Genomic DNA, 19,563 nt, shown 5'->3' on the forward strand with positions numbered 1-19,563 from the left:
TTTATTTTTCTCAATAAAAAACATAATGGAGACACGTATGAAATTGAACTTATTGAAAGTAAGTCTGCTTGCTGCCGCCGCTATCCTGGCTTGTAGCAGTTCTCTGAGTCATGCCGATAATGAATATAAAGGCCAGACCTTACGGATCAAACTCATCGGCGGGGAGCAATATGAGACCCTTTATTCCATTATTCCAGAATGGGAAAAGAAAACCGGTGCCAAGGTGGACATCTTGTCGCGCAAGAGCCATTTCGAGTTTGACCGTGAACTTAAGCAGGATATTGCGGCCAGAAAAATAGATTACTGCGTGGCTTCAAATCACACTAACTTTGCGGCGCAGTATCCGATTTTCCGTGACCTTAACGGCATGTTTCCGGTTGCATTCATACAAAAATTCTCCGCGCCCGTCATCAAGCATTCCACCATCGACGGCAAGCTGCTAGAAATTCCGCGTCACTCCGACGTTAGCGCTTTGTACTACAACAAGCTCGTTTACAACGATCCCCAAAACAAAAAAGCCTACAAAGCCAAGTTCGGTAAGGAGTTGGCTCCACCACAAACATGGATTGAAGCGACACAGCAAGCCAAGTTTTTCTCCAAACCGCCAAAATTTTACGGTACGCAATTTCCGGGAAAAGATGAGGCGATCACCGGTCGGTTCTACGAAATGCTGGTCGCGGACGGAGGGACTTTATTCGACAAGAACTGGAACCCTACTTTCAATTCGGAGGCGGGTATCCGTGCACTGAACTGGTTCGTCGATATTTACAAAGCAGGAGCAGTACCTAAGGGTTCACCTAATTATGTCTGGGATGATCTCGGCAATGGCTTTGCCAGCGGCAATATTGCATTTGATCTGGATTGGAGCGGTTGGTCGCAATTCTTCAACGATCCAAAGTCTTCCAGGATTGCCGGTAATGTGGGTGTGACACGTGCACCAAAAGGCAGCGCCGGAGTACGTACCGGCTGGTCCGGATCACATGGTTTCTCCATCACACAAAAATGTGAGAATCCTAAAATGGCCGCCGATTTCATCATGTATATGACGAGTTTTGATGCGCAAATGCTGGAAGCGCACAAGGGCCTGATACCGACCCGCATTGATGTTCAGGCCGCCATACAAAAAGAGTTTGAGGAAAAAAACAAATACATGGGAGAAGTCTTCAAAGTTTTCTCCACTGCCATGGCTGAAGATGCCTTCACCCCACCGAAAATCGCTGAATGGAATGAGCTGTCTAATATCCTCTGGCCAGAATTGCAAAAAGCAATTATCGGCGATAAAACCGCGAAACAAGCATTGGATGATGCGAGCAAGAAGGCAACGGTGATGATGAAAGAAAATGGCATGCTGAAATAAGTCACTAGCAGCCTGTCGGACTTAGGAGTCATCGGCGGCAAGATCACCTGAGCGCTCCCTATTTTTTGGCTATTTTTTTAGTCAATACACGCGGGATTGACGTAAAAAATAGTCAAAAGCTGTCCTCACTCAGTCGATTTTTTTCTGCGATGTCTTAAGTCCGACAGGCTGCTATGGGCAATATCGATCTGCCGCAGAGAGCAACATCGGCAGAAGAGTTGCCCCGGTGCTGCGCAAGTCTTCATTTTTCACGGATACCCAATGCGACTTTCCCCTCCCTTTAAACTTCTTCTGCCTGCGTTTATCGTAGTCAGCCTGGTTGTGGCGCTGCCCTTACTGTTTTCGCTCTACACCAGTCTAACGACGTATAAATTAACCAAGCCAGACACCATCTATAACTTCATCTGGTTCGCGAACTACTGGACGCTGATGCATGATGAGGATTTCTGGTGGGCCTTCGGCCGCACCATTTTTTTTCTGACGCTGGTATTAAATTTAGAAATGCTACTCGGACTGGGTATGGCTTTGCTGGTGAATCAAGTGACGAAGGGGCAGCGTACTTTGCGGACTCTTATGATGTTCCCCATGATGTTTTCACCGATATTGGTTGGATTTCAATTCAAGTTTCTTTTGAACGACAACACGGGTGTTATCAATAATCTGCTGCAACAGTTCTTCGGCGTGAAAGACTCTATTCCCTTTCTGGTCGATGGAAAATTAGCCTTGTTGTCGCTGGCAACGGCAGAGATATGGAATTCCACTCCCTTATTTACAATCCTGTTACTTGCAGGTCTGATGGCGATGCCAAAAGATCCGCTGGAAGCCGCAAAAATGGATGGCTGTAATAGCTGGCAAGCTTTCCGCCATGTCACCTTACCTTTCATGATGCCTTTTATCTGGATCGCGATGACGATACGTTCACTCGATGTTGGCCGCGCTTATGACATCGTGAAGATCATGACCAATGGCGGCCCTGGCGGTCGTACCGAATTATTGTGGACGCTGACCAGTCGCATCGGGTACGAAGATGCGCGGATGGGAATGGCGAATGCGATGGCATATATCTCCGTGATTGTCTCCGTCATTTTCACCATTCATTTTTTTAGAAAACTAAATGCATCAAGGCGCTACATGGATGGATTGGGGGTGTGATATGAAAAAAATTAACGGTAGAAAATTCGCGATATGGATGGGCATTTTTATCGCGATGTGTTTTATTTGTCTGCCTGGTGTCTGGGTGATGCTCAATGCCTTTCGCCCGAATGTTGCCATTTTGTCGAACGAGAGTGTGTTTACGTTCGGTTCTTATACCTTGCAGAATTTCAGGAACATTCTCGGGCAGGGTGACATGATGCCCCTTCCCGTGGTCGACTATTTTTTCAACTCTGTCATCATTTCCGTGGTCAGCACCGTCGCTTCGATCGCCGTCGGTATCATGGGCGGTTATGCGTTTGCGCGTTATCGTTTCAAGTTTAAATCGTCCTTGTTCGTGACCCTGATGCTGACACGTGCCATACCAGGTGTTGCCTTGTCGTTACCTGTATTTATTCTGTGGTCATGGCTGGGCATGGTCGACACTAAACTTGGCTTGATTCTTGTGTATATGGCGATGAATGTGCCGTTTTCGATTTGGTTGATCGACGGTTTCTTCCGTCAGATTCCCGAAGAGTTGTATCAGGCCGCCGAGATCGATGGCTGTAGTCGCTGGCAGGCATTCTGGAGGGTCGAATTTCCATTGGCCAAATCTGGCGTTGCCTCGGCCGCTATTTTTTCTTTCCTTACTTGCTGGAACGAATACGCTCTCGCTTCGCAATTGACCAGCAGCACCGATACCAAAACTTTACCAGTGGGTCTGATGGATTTCACTGCGCAATTCACCATCGATTGGGCTGGTATGTGCGCACTAGCCGTGATTATTATCATTCCGGCGCTGATTCTGACATTTATCGTGCAAAAGCATTTGATTGCCGGACTGACGTTTGGTGGTGTGAAGTAGTGGCGTATTTCCGTCACTATTTGTCCCGAGATACGAACGCCGTCGTTGCCGCAGTTTTTGGGTTTTTTGTAATCGCGAGTCATTGACAGTAACCAGGCAGAGCGATGCTCAGTTCTAGTGGTAGCCAGGCCACACACGGCTGCTTTTCATGCGCTATTTAAAAATCAATTTGTGTTGCAGACGTATAATCTGGGGACTTGAATTTCAATAATAAAATTACTTTTTTAAGCCAATTTAACTCCATCTGAAATGCCAAAATCTCCACCACCTTCCGAACACAAGATAGTCGCAACAGCATCGACCGTTGCCTCTGAAAAAAAAGAGAATGTCGCGAAGCAAGAAAAGGGTGATGCCAGTGCGCCGCGCTACTCTGCCCCGGCACTAGAAAAAGGGCTGGATATTTTAGAATTACTGACCGAGACGGAAACCGGTTTGACACTGAATCAGATCGCAAAGAAGCTCGAACGCAGCGTCAATGAAATTTTCCGGATGATAGTCACCCTCGAGCAGCGCGGTTACCTGATCGCCGGCGACGGTGACCGCTACCGCTTAACGCTAAAATTATTCGAACTCTCGCACCGTCATCTTCCTATCAAATCGTTGGTCTCAACGGCTCTGCCGCACATGCGCGAGCTGGCAAATCGCACCATGCAGTCCTGCCATTTGACACTCTATTCAGGGGGACGTTTGATCGTGGTCGCGCAAGTTGATAGCCCGGAGCGCTGGGCTTTCGGCCTTAAAGTTGGGGCACTGGTCGGCTTGGTTGATACCGCTTCCGGTTATATTTTGCTATCGTTTCGCGACGATGCTGAACGTGGTCGCATGCTGGCAGAACATATCAAGATCGAAGGTGAACTGGATGTCGATACTGCACAGCTTTTACGCGAAATCCAAGATACTAAAGAGCGCGGTTTTTCTATGATGCCGAGCAAACAGATACGCGGAGTGACTAATATCTCTTATCCGATATTTGGAGAGGGCAAGCAATCGGTGGCAGCACTGAATGTGCCCTTTATCGAACGCATTGATAAGAAAGTGAATCCAAGCCGTGAAGAAGTCCAGTTTATTGTGAATGAAATCGCAGGCCGGATTTCGGTGTTGATGGGATGTGGTGAAAGCAGTTTTTCACTCTAATAATTGGCGCTCCCTAGCTGTCTTTCGGACTTAGGAGCCACCGGCTGCAAAATCACCTGAGCGGTACTACACGGTCAGAAAATTGACCGCTCAGCTCTGACATATGTAAGCAGGGGGTAATCCCCCATTTTTAAGCAAGGCGGATTACTATGCGACCAAGACCGCACTTAGCCAGGCTTATGTGCCCGGAACGGCTGGTAGCGCGAGCGGTAATAGCCAGTCGATCTTTCGCGTCGCGTTGCGCCACTAATTCTAATTGCGCGCCGCTTGTCCCGCGGCATGGCAGAATATCGAGTCCATGTGAAATGCTGGGGTAGCTGAAGGGAATAAAGAGAATGGGGTGGAATTCATATTCCACCCCATTTTTTTAGGAGCTTCTGAGTATTACTATTAAGCAGACGTCGCCATCTCCTGGAATGACAGCGCGGCAAGTGGCTGGATAGGTTGCATGGCGATAGCCGAGCGCTGACGGCGCTCGGAACTGGGGGCCACCAGAATTGATCGGCAATGGTGGTCTTGCCCACTTGTCGTGAAATAAGGTTGAGCATCATGTCCAGCGGCGCAATACCTCCGGCGCAGGTGATGCGGTCGCTATCAATCACAAACAGTTCATGCGAACACGATAGCGTCGTAAAACTTTTACGCAGTGCTGCCATGGTTTCCGGTGCGGTTCAGTATTGACTGGGAGGAAAGTTCTTTTGATGAAGGTGTTGCAAGCAATAAATAATGAAATTGATCTGCTTGGTTAGGGTTTCCAGGTGTAATATCGGCGTTGCGCAAACGTTTGCGCAACGCTTCAAGCATTCCCAGAAATGCACACACGACACCTTGGAGACACCCAATGAACATCCGTTTTTGTTTCGGTCTGATCGCATCCGCCGCATTCCTCCTGTTGCCTGTCACGTCCGTGAACGCGCAGGAAGCCAAGCCCAAAGTGGCTCTGGTAATGAAATCTCTGGCCAATGAATTTTTCCTGACTATGGAAAATGGCGCCAAGACGCATCACAAAGCCAACGCCGCCAAATACGACCTGATTACGAATGGCATCAAAGATGAAACCGACACGCTCAGCCAGATCAAACTGGTCGAGCAGATGATCGTCTTGCGCGTCAATGCGCTGGTGATTGCTCCGGCCGATTCTAAGGCGCTGGTACCGGTCCTCAAGAAAGCCGTCGACGCCGGCATCATCGTCGTCAATATCGATAACAAGCTCGACGATGCCGCGCTCAAGGAAAAAGGATTCACTGTGCCGTTCGTTGGTCCGGACAACCGCAAAGGCGCAAAGCTGGCGGGAGATTTCCTGGCGCAGCAACTGAAGAAGAGCGACCAGGTTGGCATCATCGAAGGGGTTTCGACGACGTATAACGCACAGCAACGCACGCTCGGATTCAAGGATGCGATGGCAGCTGCGGGTGCTAATGTCATCGGCGTTCAGTCCGGCGAATGGGAAATCTCACCGGGCAACAAGGTCGCGTCGGCCATGCTGACGGCACATCCGGATATCACGGCCCTGCTGTGTGGCAACGACAACATGGCGATCGGCGCGATTTCGGCGATCAAGGCCGCAGGTAAAACCGGCAAGGTGCGCGTGATCGGTTACGACAACATCAATGCAATCCAGCCGATGCTGGCCGACGGCCGCATGCTGGCGACCGTTGATCAGTTCGGTTCGCAGCAAGCCGTGTTCGGCATCGAAACGGTGCTCAAGGCGCTGGCGGATAAAAAGGCTCAGGCAGCACTTGGCGGTACGGTAGAAACCAAGGTGCAGCTGGTGACCAAGGCAGTGAAATCCTGATACGTCCGCAAAGGGTGGTCTTGTTTATTTTCCCGGAGCGTATATGGACGTTGCCCTGAAGGCCGGCTCTGACACGGCTGCACTGCTGACCTTGTCGGACATCGGTAAAACCTACGCCCAGCCAGTGCTGCACGCCATCACACTGCAACTGCGTGGTGGCCAGGTGCTGGCACTGACAGGTGAAAACGGCGCCGGCAAAAGCACGGTGTCGAAAATTATCTGCGGGCTGGAGTCCGCCACTGTCGGCGGCATGCTGCTTGATGGTCAGGCTTACCTGCCTTCATCCCGCGCCGATGCAGAAGCGCAGGGCATACGAATCGTGCTGCAGGAACTGAATCTGATTCCGACCTTATCGGTCGCAGAAAACCTCTATCTGCGACAGTTGCCCGGCCGCTTAGGCTGGATCAACCGGCGTCAGCTCGAAAAGGATGCGCGGGTGCAGATGGCTCGCGTCGGATTGACCGATATCGATCCGTGGACGCTGGTCGGCGAGCTGGGTATTGGTCATCAGCAGATGATAGAAATCGCCCGCAACCTCATCGGCGACTGCCGCCTGCTGATCCTCGATGAACCGACCGCGATGCTGACGCATCGTGAAGTCGAATTGCTGTTCCTCCAGATCGCCCGCCTCAAATCTGAAGGGGTGGCGCTGGTCTACATTTCGCATCGGCTTGAAGAACTCAAGCGGGTAGCCGATCGCATCGTCGTACTCCGCGACGGCAAGCTGGTCTGCGACGATTCCATCGCCGGCTATAGCAGCGCTGATCTGGTTAAGCTGATGGTCGGCCGGGCCGCCGATGCGGACATCGATCTTGGTGGTCGCATCCCTGGCGCGCCGGTGTTGCAGGTGCGCGGTCTGGGCCGACAGGGAGTCGTCGCTCCTACCTCGTTTGATCTCCACAGCGGCGAGATCGTTGGCATCGCCGGTCTGATCGGTTCGGGTCGGACCGAATTACTGCGCCTGATTTTCGGTGCTGACCGCGCGGATCAGGGCGAGGTCTTCGTCGGTGACGCGACTGTTGCGGCGCGCATCCGCTCGCCGAAGGACGCGGTTGCGGCAGGGATTGCGATGGTGAGCGAAGACCGTAAGGGGCAGGGCTTGCTGTTACCGCAATCGATCGCTCTCAACATGACGCTAGCCAGCCTGCCGACGGTCAGCCGCGCTGGTTGGCTCAATGCCGATGCCGAGTCGACTGTCGCAGCTGACTACCTGCAGCGGCTCGGCATCAAGGCGCGCGATGTTGCCCAGTCAGTGGCTGAATTATCCGGAGGGAACCAGCAGAAGGTCGTGATGGCACGCTGGTTTTATCGTAACTGCCCGGTCATGCTATTCGACGAGCCTACCCGCGGTATTGATATTGGTGCCAAATTCGATATCTATCAGTTGCTGATCGGACTGGCACGCGAGGGCAAAGGACTGGCGATTGTCTCCAGCGATTTGCGCGAACTGATGCTGGTGTGCGACCGCATCCTCGTCATGAGCGCTGGCCGGGTTGTTGAAACATTCGAGCGCGCAAGCTGGAGTCAGGCAGCGTTGCTGGCAGCGGCCTTCAGCGCTTACCTGACGCCTTCTGTCTCTGAAACAGACGCTCTCGCCGCAGTGAGCTGATCCCCCCCTATACCCGTCCCGGAACCCGGAGATTTCATGTTGCTCACTTCCCTGTCACGCTACCTCGCTGGTCTGAAAAACTATGCCGGACTGCTCGGTACTTTAGTCGGATTGTGCGTTTTATTTTCCTTTGCCAGCGAACATTTTTTTTCGCTACAGACGCTCGCCACGTTGGCCAATGACGTACCGACCTTGCTCGTCATGGCCGTCGGCATGACCTTCGTTCTGATCATCGGCGGTATCGATTTGTCGGTCGGATCAGTGATGGCGCTGGCCGCGTCGATTATGTCGCTAGCGATGGTGCACTGGGGCTGGCCCTTGTATGCCGCCAGCCTGTTGGGCATGCTGGCGGCGGCTGCGCTCGGCTCACTCACTGGTTTAGTTTCAGTAGGGTGGCGGGTGCCGTCGTTCATCGTCTCGCTTGGCGTGCTGGAGATTGCACGCGGTCTGGCATATCAGGTCACGGATTCACGTACCGAATACATCGGCGGCATCGTCGCGGGGATCAGTGCCCCGGTCTTCATGGGCATGTCGCCGGCGTTTATGGCCGCGATTCTGATCGTCATCGCCGGACAGTTGGTACTCACCAGGACGGTACTCGGCCGCATGTGGATAGGCATCGGGACCAACGAAGAGGCGGTACGCCTGTCCGGTATCGATCCGCGTCCATCCAAGATACTGGTGTTCGCATTGATGGGGCTGCTGGCGGGCATCGGCGCGTTGTTTCAGGTTTCCCGACTGGAAGCGGCCGATCCGAACGGCGGCGTCGGGCTTGAATTGCAGGTGATTGCCGCCGTCGTCATCGGTGGCACCAGTCTGATGGGCGGACGCGGGTCGGTCATCAGCACCTTCATCGGTGTGATGATTATTGTCGTCCTGGAAGCCGGGCTGGCGCAGATCGGCGTGAGCGAGCCGCTCAAGCGCATCGTCACCGGTCTGGTGATTGTCACGGCCGTGGTGCTGGACACTTATCGCCGGCGCGGCAAGCGGGTCTGACATGGCGACTATCAAACAAGTCGCCCGGCTTGCCGGCGTATCGTTCACGACGGTGTCGCACGTCATCAACGATACCCGCCCGGTCAGTGCTGCTGCGCGTGCGCGCGTGCTGGCGGCCGTCGAGCAACTGCACTACGTACCGAGTGCGCTGGCGCGTTCGCTCAAGAGCCAGCACACCGGCACTATCGGCCTGATTATTCCGAACAATACCAATCCCTATTTTTCCGAGGTCGCGCTCGGTATTGAAGATTATTGCTACCGCGCCGGTTACAGCGTCATCCTATGTAATTTCGGTGATGACCCGGCACGCCAGCGCAACTATCTCAATGTCTTGCTGGGCAAGCGTTGCGACGGCCTGATCATGGCGGCCTTGGGGCAGGCCGATGGCGAGCTGTTGCACACTAAAAAAATTCCTGTGGTGCTGCTCGACCGCGCACCGCGCGGGCATGCCTTCGATGCCGTCGATGTCGATCATGTCGCCGGCGGCATGCTGGCCGCGCAACATTTGCTGGAGCTGGGTCGCCACCGTATCGCCTGTATCGGCGGGCCGGAAGACATTCTCCTTTCGCGCCAGCGCATTGAGGGTGTGCATATTGCGCTGGAACAGGCTGGGCTGCACCTGGCATCGGCGCTCTGTCGCAATGCCGATTTCACCAGCATGGGTGGCTACCAGCAAGCGAGCTCCTTGTTGTGCTTGCCGCCTCTGCAGCGTCCCGATGCGATTTTTTGCTGCAATGATCTGATGGCCATCGGCGTGCTGCGCGCCGCAGCCGAGGCCGGAATCGCGGTGCCGCAGGCTCTGGCCGTGGTCGGGTTCGATGATATCGATCTTGCCCAGTTCGTCCATCCAGCGCTGACGAGTGTTTCCCAAAATGCCCGCGCACTGGGCCGCATGACCGCGCAATGTCTGCTGGCCCGGATCGCCGATCCCGATCTGCCGTTACAGCAGCACAGGATCATGCCGCAATTGCATGTGCGGGCATCGAGCCTTGAGTCGGGCATGGAATCAACGCTGCCATCGTGAACCTCTTTTTTGCAGTGAACGGAAACCCCTCATGATCGTCGTCATTGGCAGCATCAATATGGACCTGGTATTGCGCGTGCCGCGCATGCCGGGCGCAGGTGAAACCCTGACTGGCAGCGCATTCCGCACCATCCCCGGCGGCAAGGGGGCGAATCAGGCGGTTGCTTGTGCCCGGCTGTCTGCCGGCAGTTTTCCGGCGGTGAAAGTGGCGCTGGTTGGCTGTCTTGGCGACGATGCGTTTGGCGATATCCTGCGTGCCGCGCTGGTCGCCGAAAACATCGATGTCAGTCAGATCAGCACGATGCCCGGCGTAGCGTCCGGGATTGCCTCCATTCTGGTTGATGCAGACGGACAGAACAGCATCGTCATCGCCGGTGGTGCCAACGACCTGTTGGCACCGTCGCATATCGATGCGGCGCGCGACCTGATCGCGCAGGCCCGCATCGTCGTGCTGCAACTGGAAAGCCCGCTGGCAACTGTCGAGTACGCGATCAATGTCGCGCATGCGCTCGGAAAAATCGTGGTGTTGAATCCTGCACCGGCAGCACACTTGCCTGCCGCGCTGCTGGCCAGCGTCGATTATCTGATCCCGAATGAAATTGAAGCGGCGATGCTGGCGGGTACTGCCTTGGGTGACGTCGTAGCGGCAAGTGCCGCTTTGCGCGCGCAAGCTTGTCGCAACGTGCTCGTTACACGTGGTGCGAAAGGGGTCCATGCTTCATTGGCCGATGGCATGCACTCGTTCGCAGCGCACTCGGTTATCGCCGTGGATACCACTGCGGCCGGCGATACTTTCATCGGCGGATTTGTCGCCGCACTGGCGGCCAGCGAATCGGTGGAGGAGGGGATTGTCCTGGGCCAACGCGCTGCGGCATGGAGCGTTACTCGGCACGGTGCGCAAACCTCGATTCCGTATCGCCATGAATTACCTGATGCCAACGCTGATTTCAGCAGACTATCCACTCACTGATCGCATGAAAAAAACTCACTTACTCAATATCGCCCTGTCGCAACTGATCGCCTCGCTCGGGCATGGTGACGCCATCGTTATCGGTGACGCCGGCTTGCCGGTACCACCCGGCGTGCCGCTGATCGACCTTGCGCTGACACGCGGCATTCCGGGCCTGATGGAAACCCTGGAAACGATATTGACGGAAATGCAGGTCGAGCAGCATGTGCTTGCTAGCGAGCTTGCGCTACAAAATCCGCTGATGGCGCACGCCATTGCTGAACTGAAATTGCCCGGCAGCATGACTATGACCCACGCAGAATTCAAGCGGTGTAGCTGCTCCGCACGCGCGATAGTGCGCACTGGTGAATGCACCCCTTACGCCAATATCATTTTGATTGCCGGCGTCGTTTTTTGATGTGCGGCAGGACTCTCATTGAGCATGGCGATCAGGGCGCAGGGTGAGATCGTATCCGGCTCAGGGTAATCCGCGCAACGTCAGCGCCAGAATTTTCTAGGGCTTGGCTTCTTTCCCCCATTATGGCTGCTCAGGTAACTGGCGTTACTGACGCATATGCTCCGATACAGCGAGTTCTACAGAGGTGGCCTCAGCAATTCGGACAGTTGTTTAAGTGGACTTTGCTTACTCATCAAACACCTCCCTTAGCGAGTATTTTCGCCTAAATTGGTGTCCGAGTTTATTAGACCACTACAGGTGCGCAAACGAATCATTCAGGGGCGCAGGCATGAGTGCGCCTGCAGCATGGGCGAAGGCCCAGAAACAAGGCCCAAGGGGCCGAAAGTGCGGGAAATGTGCGAAGAATTTAACGTTGATTTCACTAAATGAATATTCAGGTAGTCGATGAACACTTTGTCGCCCTCGGCCCGCACGGTTGCTGGCAAGCCGTTTTGCTCAAGATCGTGTTTGAGACGCGGCACGATCTCGGCGCCGACCCAGTCCGACAGGCGCGCACGAATCTCCTTGCTCCACGTTTTCTCCTGACTCTTGCTGGCTGGCAGCGGCGCATTCGCTTCACCCACCAGATCGGCGGCGATGGCACGGATGTTGTAAGTCAGGTCCACGTCTTCGGAGAAGCGCCGGATGACACCATAGGCCTTCGACAAGGACGTGCCACCCTTGAATGCCAAGTGGTCAGCGTAAGGGCCGGCAAAGAGGTGCCGCAGCGACCAGACTACCCAGATGTCTTTTTCCAGCAGATGGGGCAGTAGGCCCGATGTGTTCGCTGCGAGGTCAAGCGCCTCCATGCGTTCGGCGGTGGAGAGCTGGAAGAATTCAGTCATAGGCCACCAGGGCGCTGATCTCTTGGGCCATCCACGTCGGCAGGCGTGACCGCGCCGACACGACTTCTTTCAGCTCGGACGGTGGCAGTTTGGCGCGCAGCTTCTGGATCGCTTCCCCGGCTTTTTCCGGGCCTAGCCAAGCCCGTGCCCGCACCACCTCGCCCGCCGCCCGCCCAGGAAAAATCAGTTGCCAAATTGGCGCGTGTCGGAACTCGACCATCTGCGCACGGGTGCCGAAGCGGCTTTCGACGGGCAGGACATAGATGCCGCGACCGGCGCGCAATAGGGCGCCGCGCTGCACCAGGCGGGACAATACTTGATCCACGGCGGCGCGACTGCCCAGCTGCAATAGTTCTTTGGCGACCAAAGGCGTACCTTCCGGCGCTCCGGTGGCGTGTTCCGAGACTTGTTTGGCGAGGGTCTGCATGGCGATATCTCCTGACTCGAAGAAATATGAGGCTATTTCTGACACTTTTCAAGTCATAAAGCATGGGAGAGCAAAGTCGGTCAAAAGTCGGCTCGGACGCAAACAGGAATCTACGTCTACGCAAGGCGGCATCCGCAAAGCCGAGTGCGTGTGTGCTGCAACGTATTCGGAAGCTGGTTTGCCCACTTAGCTAGACATTGATGTGATTTATGCCTATTATTTTAATCAAATAGGAATTATTGACCTTGCGGTATTACCATAACTTGCCTAGTATGATGGTCGTTAAGTGTATATAAGCCCAAAATCATGAGCAATTTCTCCATTCCGTTGCATGTTTCCGAGCGTGTCGCCCAGCTAGGCCAGCGCATCCGCGTCGCGCGGATTCGTCGCGGCTGGTCAGTGGTGGACCTTGCCAGTAAAGCAGGGATCAACCGCAATACGCTCACGGCACTGGAACTCGGCAAGCCCGGCACAGCCATCGGCGTCTGTTTCACCGTGCTGTGGGCGCTCGGCCTGGAAAAATCTCTGGACGCCATGGCCGACCCCGACAGCGATGTTCACGGCAAGGCGCTCGAAGCCTCCCGCCGCCCCACCCGCGTCGGCAAACCACGCAAGAGCGGCAACGACTATGACTTCTGAGCGCGAAGCCTACGTCTACGTCCAGCTCCCCGGCACTCTGAACACCGTACCGGCGGCGCTGCTGAAAGTGCAGACTTTGCCCGACGGCACGCAGATCGGGCGCTTTCGCTATGGCGATCGTTATCTCCAGCGTGCCGCAGCGGTTGCACTCGACCCGTACCGCCTGCCGCTGGATAAAACCGTCCATGAGTTCACCCAACTCAAGGGTATTCCCGGTGCGCTGCGCGATGCGAGCCCAGACGCTTGGGGGCGGCGGGTCATCGAGCACAAGCTCGAACGCGCTGCCGGCGATCTACATGAAATCGACTATCTGCTGCATGGCCCGCAGGATGGCGCTGGCTATCTGAGCTTCGGCCTCAAGGCTGAACCACCCGCCCCCAAGCGGCAGTACAACCGCACCCATCAGCTCGCCGAACTGGTTGCTGCTGCGCAGGCTATCGAGGAAGGCAGGCCGGTGCCCGTGCATCTGCTGGAACGGCTCGATCCCGGCACCAGCATGGGTGGTGCCCGACCCAAAGCCACCATTGAGGACGCGCAGTGTCTGTGGCTGGGCAAGTTTCCAGCCAAAGATGATCGATGCAACTTGCAGCGCATCGAGTACGCCACGCTCGACCTCGCACGCCGCTGCGGCCTGAACGTCGCGCAGGCACGCCTGCAGGCGGTCGGCGACAGCGATGTGTTGATGCTGCAGCGCTTCGATCGTGAACACACGGACAAGGGCTATCTGCGCTTTGGACTGGTCAGTGGACTCACGGTGCTCGACTGCGACGATAGCTATCTGAACCGTGAACGCTGGTCTTATCCGCTGCTGGCCGACAACCTGCGTCGCTGGTCCGACAAGCCCGAAGCCGATTGCGCTGAACTGTTCCGGCGCATGGTCTTCAACGCCGCCGTGACCAACAACGATGATCACCCGCGCAACCACGCGTTGCTGCGTCGGCCAAAGGGATGGCGCCTATCGCCCGCTTACGACTTGGTGCCAGCACCTGTGGTGAGCCTTGAGCGACGCGATTTGGCACTGACCGTGGGCAACTACGGCCGCACGGCCAGTATCTACAATTTGCTATCGCAGTCAGGTCGCTTCGGGTTGTCAGCCGAAGAGGCTCGCAGGGAAATCGACCAGATCGTGGCAGTCGCGCGCCAGTGGCGCGAGAGTTTTTTCGCTTGTGGCGTGTCTGCCCAAGACGTGGACTACATCGCTACGGCCATCTTGCCTGAATGCTTCTTCTTTGAAGCAACGCCCGATCGTTGAAGCGCCGGTATGAGCGCCAAGTTCTCCGCAAATGACACTGAGCGGCAAGTTCGTGTCCTTGTGGGAGACGAATTGAGCGTACAAGGAACAATGAAAATTCGTTGGCGAAATTCGCTATAAGCAGCACCAAAGTAGGGAGTTGTTCGCGTTTGACTTCCTTTTAACCCAGGATGCCGGAAATTATTGAACAACCGGCTTGCTCGGCAAACGATTGCCCGCTCTTGGATTTTAAAGATTGGAACACGCTCGCTATATAACGGTTGGTAACGAGAAGTCGTTGCTTTGTACTTGTTCCTTGAAGGAAAAACGTAGGATGCAATGGCTTCGGCGGGCTCCCAGCTCTCGTCGATAGTTGACGATTGATGTGGAAAAGTAGTCGCCGCGCAAACCGAGTGCATCTCCCGCGCCAGTCAAAGCGCTTGTTTTTTGACGGTAAATATGACGGTACAGTTAGATGGTGCACACAAACAAAGCCAGTATCCATGCGGGTTTGCAGGCCTTGGAAACAATTGAGTGGGAGTAATATCGAATCTGGCATCGGCTGGCAACCGATGGCACTAGAACACATGGAGGCCCGCGATGATGCGGGTTTTTTTTCGTCTGATGTGAGCGATAAAACCGCCAATATCACCCCTCGTCTCCCGACTCAAGCATTGAGCCTGTTACTCAAGCACGAGAATCAAATCAGCCTGAGATTTATTGCTTCACATTAAACAATCCTGCCTGTTCAGCAACCGGTTCAGAAGTCAGCGTGTCAAAAATAGTCTGGAATGTGTCGCTATTCTTGACAAACGCGGCCATCACCTGGGGATCGAAATGGTCGGGCCGGGTGCGTCCGTCGCCTACGGTGATGATGTCCATTGTTTTCTGGTGATTGAAGGCCAGCTTGTAGGGCCGCGCGCTGCGTAAGGCATCGTAAATGTCACAGATATTCATGATGCGTGCGGCCAGTGGAATATCCTCACCGCATTTGCCGTTGGGGTAACCGCCGCCATCCCAGCGCTCGTGGTGATTGAGCGCGATTTCAGCGCCCAGGCGCAGATAGGGTGATTTGCTGTTGCCAAGGATCTCCGCGCCCATGATGGCATGCGTCTTCATGATGTCCCATTCGGGCGGCGTAAAGCCTCCGTTCTTGAGCAGGATGTGATCCGGAATGCCGATTTTGCCGATGTCGTGCATCGGGCTGGCAATAAAAATACGGTCCACAAATTCGGCGTTCTGCCCCATCTCCTGCGCCAGTTCACGGCAGTAGTAGCTGATGCGCTGCACGTGGGAACCCGTGTCTTCGTCCTTGTGTTCGGCGGCGCGGGTCATGGCGAAAATGGTCTCCACGTAGCCGTCGTGCAAATCCGATGTGCGCTCGCGCACGCGCAGTTCCAGCATGGCGTTGAAATCATGCAAGCCCTGGTGCAGCAGACGCACTTCCAGCATGTTGTGGACGCGGGCCAGCACTTCCACCATGTCGAAGGGCTTGCTGACGAAATCCTTGGCGCCGGCGCGCAGGGCGCGCAGTTTGAGTTCCGGTTGGGCGGTGATTACCAGCACCGGAAGATAGGCATCCAACTCCAGCGATTTCAATCCCTCCATGACTTGAAAACCATCCATCACCGGCATATGCAGGTCCAGCATGATGAGGTCGTAGCCGTGTTCAGCGTGCAGGGCGCACACTTCGCTGGAATGCGTGGTCGAGCTCACGTTGGTATAACCGGCCCCGCGCAGCATGCGTTCCAGCAACAGTACGTTGGGAGCCTGATCGTCTACGATCAGAATTTTCCCTTGGTGAATGTCGGTCGGAAATTGCATGATGCCGCTCAAGCAACACCTGCCGGATCTGTCAGGGGTCTGGAAGTGGCCGCCAGATAGTCACCTGATCCCATCAGGGTGTGTGCCGCAAAAGGGAGCAGTTGAGTTGTCATGATTTCTTCCTCTCTGAAACTTCGAGTGCAGCATCCAGGGCCAGTAAAAATTCGTCCACCTTGATGGGCTTGGTCAGGTAGCGCAAAAAGCCTGCCTCCTGCCCCCGTCTGACATCGCTCGCCATGGCGTTGGCGCTGATGGCCAGAGCAGGGATATCGGCTGTCAGCGGGTCTTCGCGCAGCAGCTTCAGAACCTCTAATCCGCTGATACCCGGCAGGTTGATATCGAGCAGAATCACATCGGGCAATGCGGCCTTGGCCAGTTCAATGCCGGTGCTGCCATCGCCGGCCATCAGGAGACAGATTTCCGGGCGCCGCTCAATAAGCTTCTGCATCAACTTCATGTTGGCCGGGTTGTCCTCCACGTACAGCAAGGTGCGCATCTTGGTGGCGGTCAGAGCCGGGCTCGGGTTGGGCACTGCGTTGAGGCCATCCAGTGCCAGCATCGGGGCATCCACGATGGCCAGTTCAAACCAGAACACGCTGCCCACGCCAACCGTGCTTTCCACGCCTATGGTGCCGCCCATCAGTTCGATCAGTTGCTTGGCGACCACCAGTCCTATGCCCGTTCCCTCCACACCGCTGGCCTCTTGTCCTAGCCGGTTGAAAGCCTGGAATAGCTGCGCCAGTTGGTCCGGGCGCAGGCCCAGACCGGAGTCTTTAATCAGGATTCGAACCCGCCGCTGCGGTTGCAGCGTGTAACTCACTTCCACGCTTCCCTCCGACCTGTTGTACTTGATGGCATTGGTCACCAGGTTGATCAGCACCTGGCTCAGGCGGGTGTGATCGGCCAGCACATGCAGTACGGTGTCTTGCGCCGGGAAACGCATCGCTATACCGCGCTGCTGCGCCTGTGGCTCGCACATCCTCTGGCATTCGGTCAGGATCTCGGTCAGCTGCACCGCCTCTTTGGAGAGCGCGATCTGGCGCGATTCGATTTTGGTCAGGTCCAGGATTTCGTTGATCAGCTTGAGCAAATGCCAGCCGGCACGCAGGATTTGCTCGATGCTTTCCTGCTGTCCTGTGGTGGGTGCGGGCGACTCCGACTCCATCAGTTGGGCAAAGCCCAGAATGGCATTGAGCGGACTGCGCAACTCGTGGCTCATGCTGGAAAGAAAGTCCGACTTGGCGAGACTGGCCTTGTCCGCTTCCGCACGGGCCGCTTCCAGTTCCTCGTTTTTATCTTCCAGAACGCGGTCCAGACGCTTGCGCTCGGTCACATCACGCGCTGCGGCAAACACCCCCAGCAGCTTGTTTTCACGGTCGTAAAAAGTGGTGGCGTTGTAGGAGACCACGGTTTCGCGTCCGTCCCGGGTGCGCGCAGTAAGCTCGTAATCGGACACACTCTTCTGATGCAGCACCAGCTTGATGCCGGCTTCGGCACGCTCCGGGTCGGTAAAGCATTGCTTGAACGGCGAGCCAATCAACTCATCGCGCGTGCGGCCGGTGAGCGACTCCATCTGCTTGTTCACATCGGTGATGATGCCCGCCGGGTCCGTGGTCATCATGGCGTCAATATTCGCCTCAATCAGCGAGCGGGTATAGAACTGCTGGTCGCGCAAGGCTTCTTCCGCCCGTTTGCGGGCGCTGATGTCACGCAAAATTCCGGTGTAATGAAGCTCGCCAGCCAGATGCATTTTGCTCAGCACAATTTCCAGCGCGAAGGTGCTGCCGTCCTTGCGGCGTCCGGTGACTTCGTAAGCGGAAAAAACTGCTTCCTGCCGGGTCGGGTGTGGCTGCTGCTGATCTGCGGTGCGGTCTATGTCGGGCTGGATTTCATCGAAGGCAGGAATCAGTACGCGGATGTCTTTGTCCAGCAGTTCTGCGGCCTCATAGCCGAACATGCTTTCCACCTGGGGATTGAGCATGGTCAGCCGCATGCCTTCTCCCTGGACGGTGAGAATGCCCTCGGCCACGGTATTCAAAACGGTTTGAATCAGCGCGCTACTGTCACGCTGGGCTTGTTGCACCACATATTCTTCGGTCACGTCCCGGAACACCAGCACGGCACCAATCACCTCGCCGTCACGCGCCCGTATGGGGGCGCAACTGTCGGCAATGTCGTATTCACTGCCGTCTTTGGACAGCAGCACGGTATGGTTGGCGAGCGCCTGAACCGAGCCATCCAGCAAGGCAGCCATCACCGGTATGGCGACGGGTTGTCGACTGGTCTTGTTGACGATATGCAGGACATCCGAGATCACGTGACCCCGCGCCGCGCCATTGGACCAACCCGTGAGCCGTTCTGCCAGCGGGTTGAGGCTGGTCACACGGGCCTGCGCATCGGTGGTGATGACGCCATCTCCGATTGAATGGAGCGTGACGGACAGTTGCTCTTCGCTGATTTGTAGCGCGGTGTTGCTGCGTTGCAATTGCTGGTTCGAAATCTCTTGCTGCTCCAGAAAGTACTGTGTTTCCTCAAGCGCCTGTTGGCTTAGTTGCAGCAAGCCTTGACGATAGATCAGTCGGGCAAAGACCAGGGCAGTAAGCAATCCGAATACGCTGGCAGCGACGATGATGGCGAACAGGCTGGCCATCGTCTTTTGGAACTCGGCTTCGCGTTCTGCCAGAGCGCTATCTTCTATCTGCGCGAGCTCGTGCAGCAGCGTACGAATCGCATTCATCTGATCCTTGCCCTTGCCGCTGTTGACCAGCGTGAGCATGTCGGCGTGCTTGTGCGCGCGTTCGAGTGCAATCGTCTGCGCCAGCTCCGCCATCTTGGCCTGCAGCATGGGGGTGAGTGCAGCGACGAGTGGTTTGGCAGCAGCCACAGAAGTCTGTTGTTGCAAGCTTTGTAATTGGGTATGGATGTTGTCGCGCGCTACCAGATAGGGGGCGAGAAATGTTTCATTGCCCGTGAGCAGATAGCCACGCTGCCCGGTTTCTGCATCTTTCAGAGTGGACAGAAAATCGTCTGCGGCGGCGATCACCGTGGTCACGTGTTGGCGTGCCTCTGCGGTGACGGCAACCTGCTGGTAGGTGCGAAAGCCAAACGCGATGCTGGTACCCAGCAGCGCTACGGCAAGCCCGAGGGTGGCCCATATTTTGAAGCGGAGTTTCACGATGTTGCCCTCTGCGCGGCTGCCGATCGGGACGGGTCATATTCTTGCGCTTGCAGTGCGCTCGATAAAATCCAATGGAGCGCATTCGCGCAGAAGAACGGTAGC

The 19,563-nt window shown here is 55.7% G+C and carries 16 protein-coding genes and 1 pseudogene; 12 read left to right on the plus strand and 5 right to left on the minus strand.

Annotation, left to right across the window (positions count from 1 at the left end; genetic code table 11):
• Positions 1-37: 37 nt before the first annotated feature.
• From RGU70_RS10630 to RGU70_RS10645, 4 genes are all read left to right on the plus strand, one after another.
• Positions 38-1,357 carry a sugar ABC transporter substrate-binding protein gene (locus RGU70_RS10630; RefSeq protein ID WP_322209362.1) on the plus strand — a complete coding sequence of 440 codons (1,320 nt, stop codon included), beginning with the start codon at positions 38-40 and terminating at the stop codon, positions 1,355-1,357.
• Between the two features lie 261 nt (positions 1,358-1,618).
• Positions 1,619-2,509, plus strand: a complete 891-nt coding sequence (locus RGU70_RS10635) for a sugar ABC transporter permease (RefSeq protein WP_322209363.1) — start codon at positions 1,619-1,621, stop codon at positions 2,507-2,509.
• Position 2,510: 1 nt separating this feature from the next.
• Positions 2,511-3,353: a carbohydrate ABC transporter permease gene (locus RGU70_RS10640; protein ID WP_322209364.1), complete on the plus strand. Its 843-nt coding sequence runs from the start codon at positions 2,511-2,513 to the stop codon at positions 3,351-3,353.
• 249 nt (positions 3,354-3,602) lie between these two features.
• Complete coding sequence (locus RGU70_RS10645) at positions 3,603-4,487, plus strand: IclR family transcriptional regulator (RefSeq protein WP_322209365.1); 885 nt, start codon at positions 3,603-3,605, stop codon at positions 4,485-4,487.
• A gap of 494 nt (positions 4,488-4,981) precedes the next feature.
• Here RGU70_RS10645 and RGU70_RS10650 read toward each other — a convergent pair.
• Positions 4,982-5,149: pseudogene (locus tag RGU70_RS10650) on the minus strand (GlxA family transcriptional regulator); the annotation flags it as partial.
• A 179-nt stretch (positions 5,150-5,328) separates the two neighbouring features.
• On the opposite strand from RGU70_RS10650, the gene RGU70_RS10655 reads away from it, so the two are divergent.
• Genes RGU70_RS10655 through rbsD form a run of 6 tightly spaced genes read left to right on the plus strand, consistent with a single transcriptional unit; the run spans position 5,329 to position 11,278 of the window.
• Positions 5,329-6,282, plus strand: coding sequence for a sugar ABC transporter substrate-binding protein (locus tag RGU70_RS10655; RefSeq protein ID WP_322209366.1), 954 nt, complete (start codon positions 5,329-5,331; stop codon positions 6,280-6,282).
• 43 nt (positions 6,283-6,325) lie between these two features.
• Positions 6,326-7,891: a sugar ABC transporter ATP-binding protein gene (locus RGU70_RS10660; protein WP_322209367.1), complete on the plus strand. Its 1,566-nt coding sequence runs from the start codon at positions 6,326-6,328 to the stop codon at positions 7,889-7,891.
• A 36-nt stretch (positions 7,892-7,927) separates the two neighbouring features.
• On the plus strand, positions 7,928-8,887 hold the full coding sequence (locus RGU70_RS10665; RefSeq protein WP_322209368.1) for an ABC transporter permease: 960 nt from the start codon (positions 7,928-7,930) through the stop codon (positions 8,885-8,887).
• 1 nt (position 8,888) lies between these two features.
• A complete protein-coding gene (locus tag RGU70_RS10670) occupies positions 8,889-9,911 on the plus strand; it encodes a LacI family DNA-binding transcriptional regulator (protein ID WP_322209369.1) in 1,023 nt (340 codons plus the stop codon).
• 31 nt (positions 9,912-9,942) lie between these two features.
• A complete protein-coding gene (gene rbsK / locus RGU70_RS10675; protein ID WP_322209370.1) occupies positions 9,943-10,881 on the plus strand; it encodes a ribokinase in 939 nt (312 codons plus the stop codon).
• 4 nt (positions 10,882-10,885) lie between these two features.
• On the plus strand, positions 10,886-11,278 hold the full coding sequence (rbsD, locus tag RGU70_RS10680; RefSeq protein WP_322209371.1) for a D-ribose pyranase: 393 nt from the start codon (positions 10,886-10,888) through the stop codon (positions 11,276-11,278).
• A gap of 314 nt (positions 11,279-11,592) precedes the next feature.
• Here the strand turns inward: rbsD and RGU70_RS10685 are convergent, their stop codons facing one another.
• Both RGU70_RS10685 and RGU70_RS10690 read right to left on the minus strand, forming a co-directional pair.
• Positions 11,593-12,162, minus strand: coding sequence for a nucleotidyl transferase AbiEii/AbiGii toxin family protein (locus RGU70_RS10685; protein WP_322209372.1), 570 nt, complete (start codon positions 12,160-12,162; stop codon positions 11,593-11,595).
• Positions 12,155-12,589 carry a hypothetical protein gene (locus RGU70_RS10690; protein WP_322209373.1) on the minus strand — a complete coding sequence of 145 codons (435 nt, stop codon included), beginning with the start codon at positions 12,587-12,589 and terminating at the stop codon, positions 12,155-12,157. Before RGU70_RS10690 ends, RGU70_RS10685 begins: the two co-directional genes overlap by 8 nt.
• 306 nt (positions 12,590-12,895) lie before the next feature.
• On the opposite strand from RGU70_RS10690, the gene RGU70_RS10695 reads away from it, so the two are divergent.
• Both RGU70_RS10695 and RGU70_RS10700 read left to right on the plus strand, forming a co-directional pair.
• The gene (locus tag RGU70_RS10695; RefSeq protein ID WP_322209374.1) at positions 12,896-13,228 is read left to right on the plus strand and encodes a helix-turn-helix domain-containing protein; all 333 of its coding nucleotides are present in this window, start codon (positions 12,896-12,898) and stop codon (positions 13,226-13,228) included.
• Complete coding sequence (locus RGU70_RS10700; RefSeq protein ID WP_322209375.1) at positions 13,218-14,480, plus strand: HipA domain-containing protein; 1,263 nt, start codon at positions 13,218-13,220, stop codon at positions 14,478-14,480. The genes RGU70_RS10695 and RGU70_RS10700 overlap by 11 nt, the downstream gene beginning before the upstream one ends.
• Positions 14,481-15,176: 696 nt before the next feature.
• On the opposite strand, the gene RGU70_RS10705 is transcribed toward RGU70_RS10700, so the two are convergent.
• The gene (locus tag RGU70_RS10705; protein WP_322209376.1) at positions 15,177-16,283 is read right to left on the minus strand and encodes an HD domain-containing phosphohydrolase; all 1,107 of its coding nucleotides are present in this window, start codon (positions 16,281-16,283) and stop codon (positions 15,177-15,179) included.
• A 109-nt stretch (positions 16,284-16,392) separates the two neighbouring features.
• Positions 16,393-19,458 carry a PAS domain S-box protein gene (locus RGU70_RS10710; protein ID WP_322209377.1) on the minus strand — a complete coding sequence of 1,022 codons (3,066 nt, stop codon included), beginning with the start codon at positions 19,456-19,458 and terminating at the stop codon, positions 16,393-16,395.
• Positions 19,459-19,563: the final 105 nt, after the last annotated feature.

The organism is Herbaspirillum sp. RTI4 (assembly GCF_034313965.1).
Taxonomy (GTDB): Bacteria; Pseudomonadota; Gammaproteobacteria; order Burkholderiales; family Burkholderiaceae_D; genus Herbaspirillum.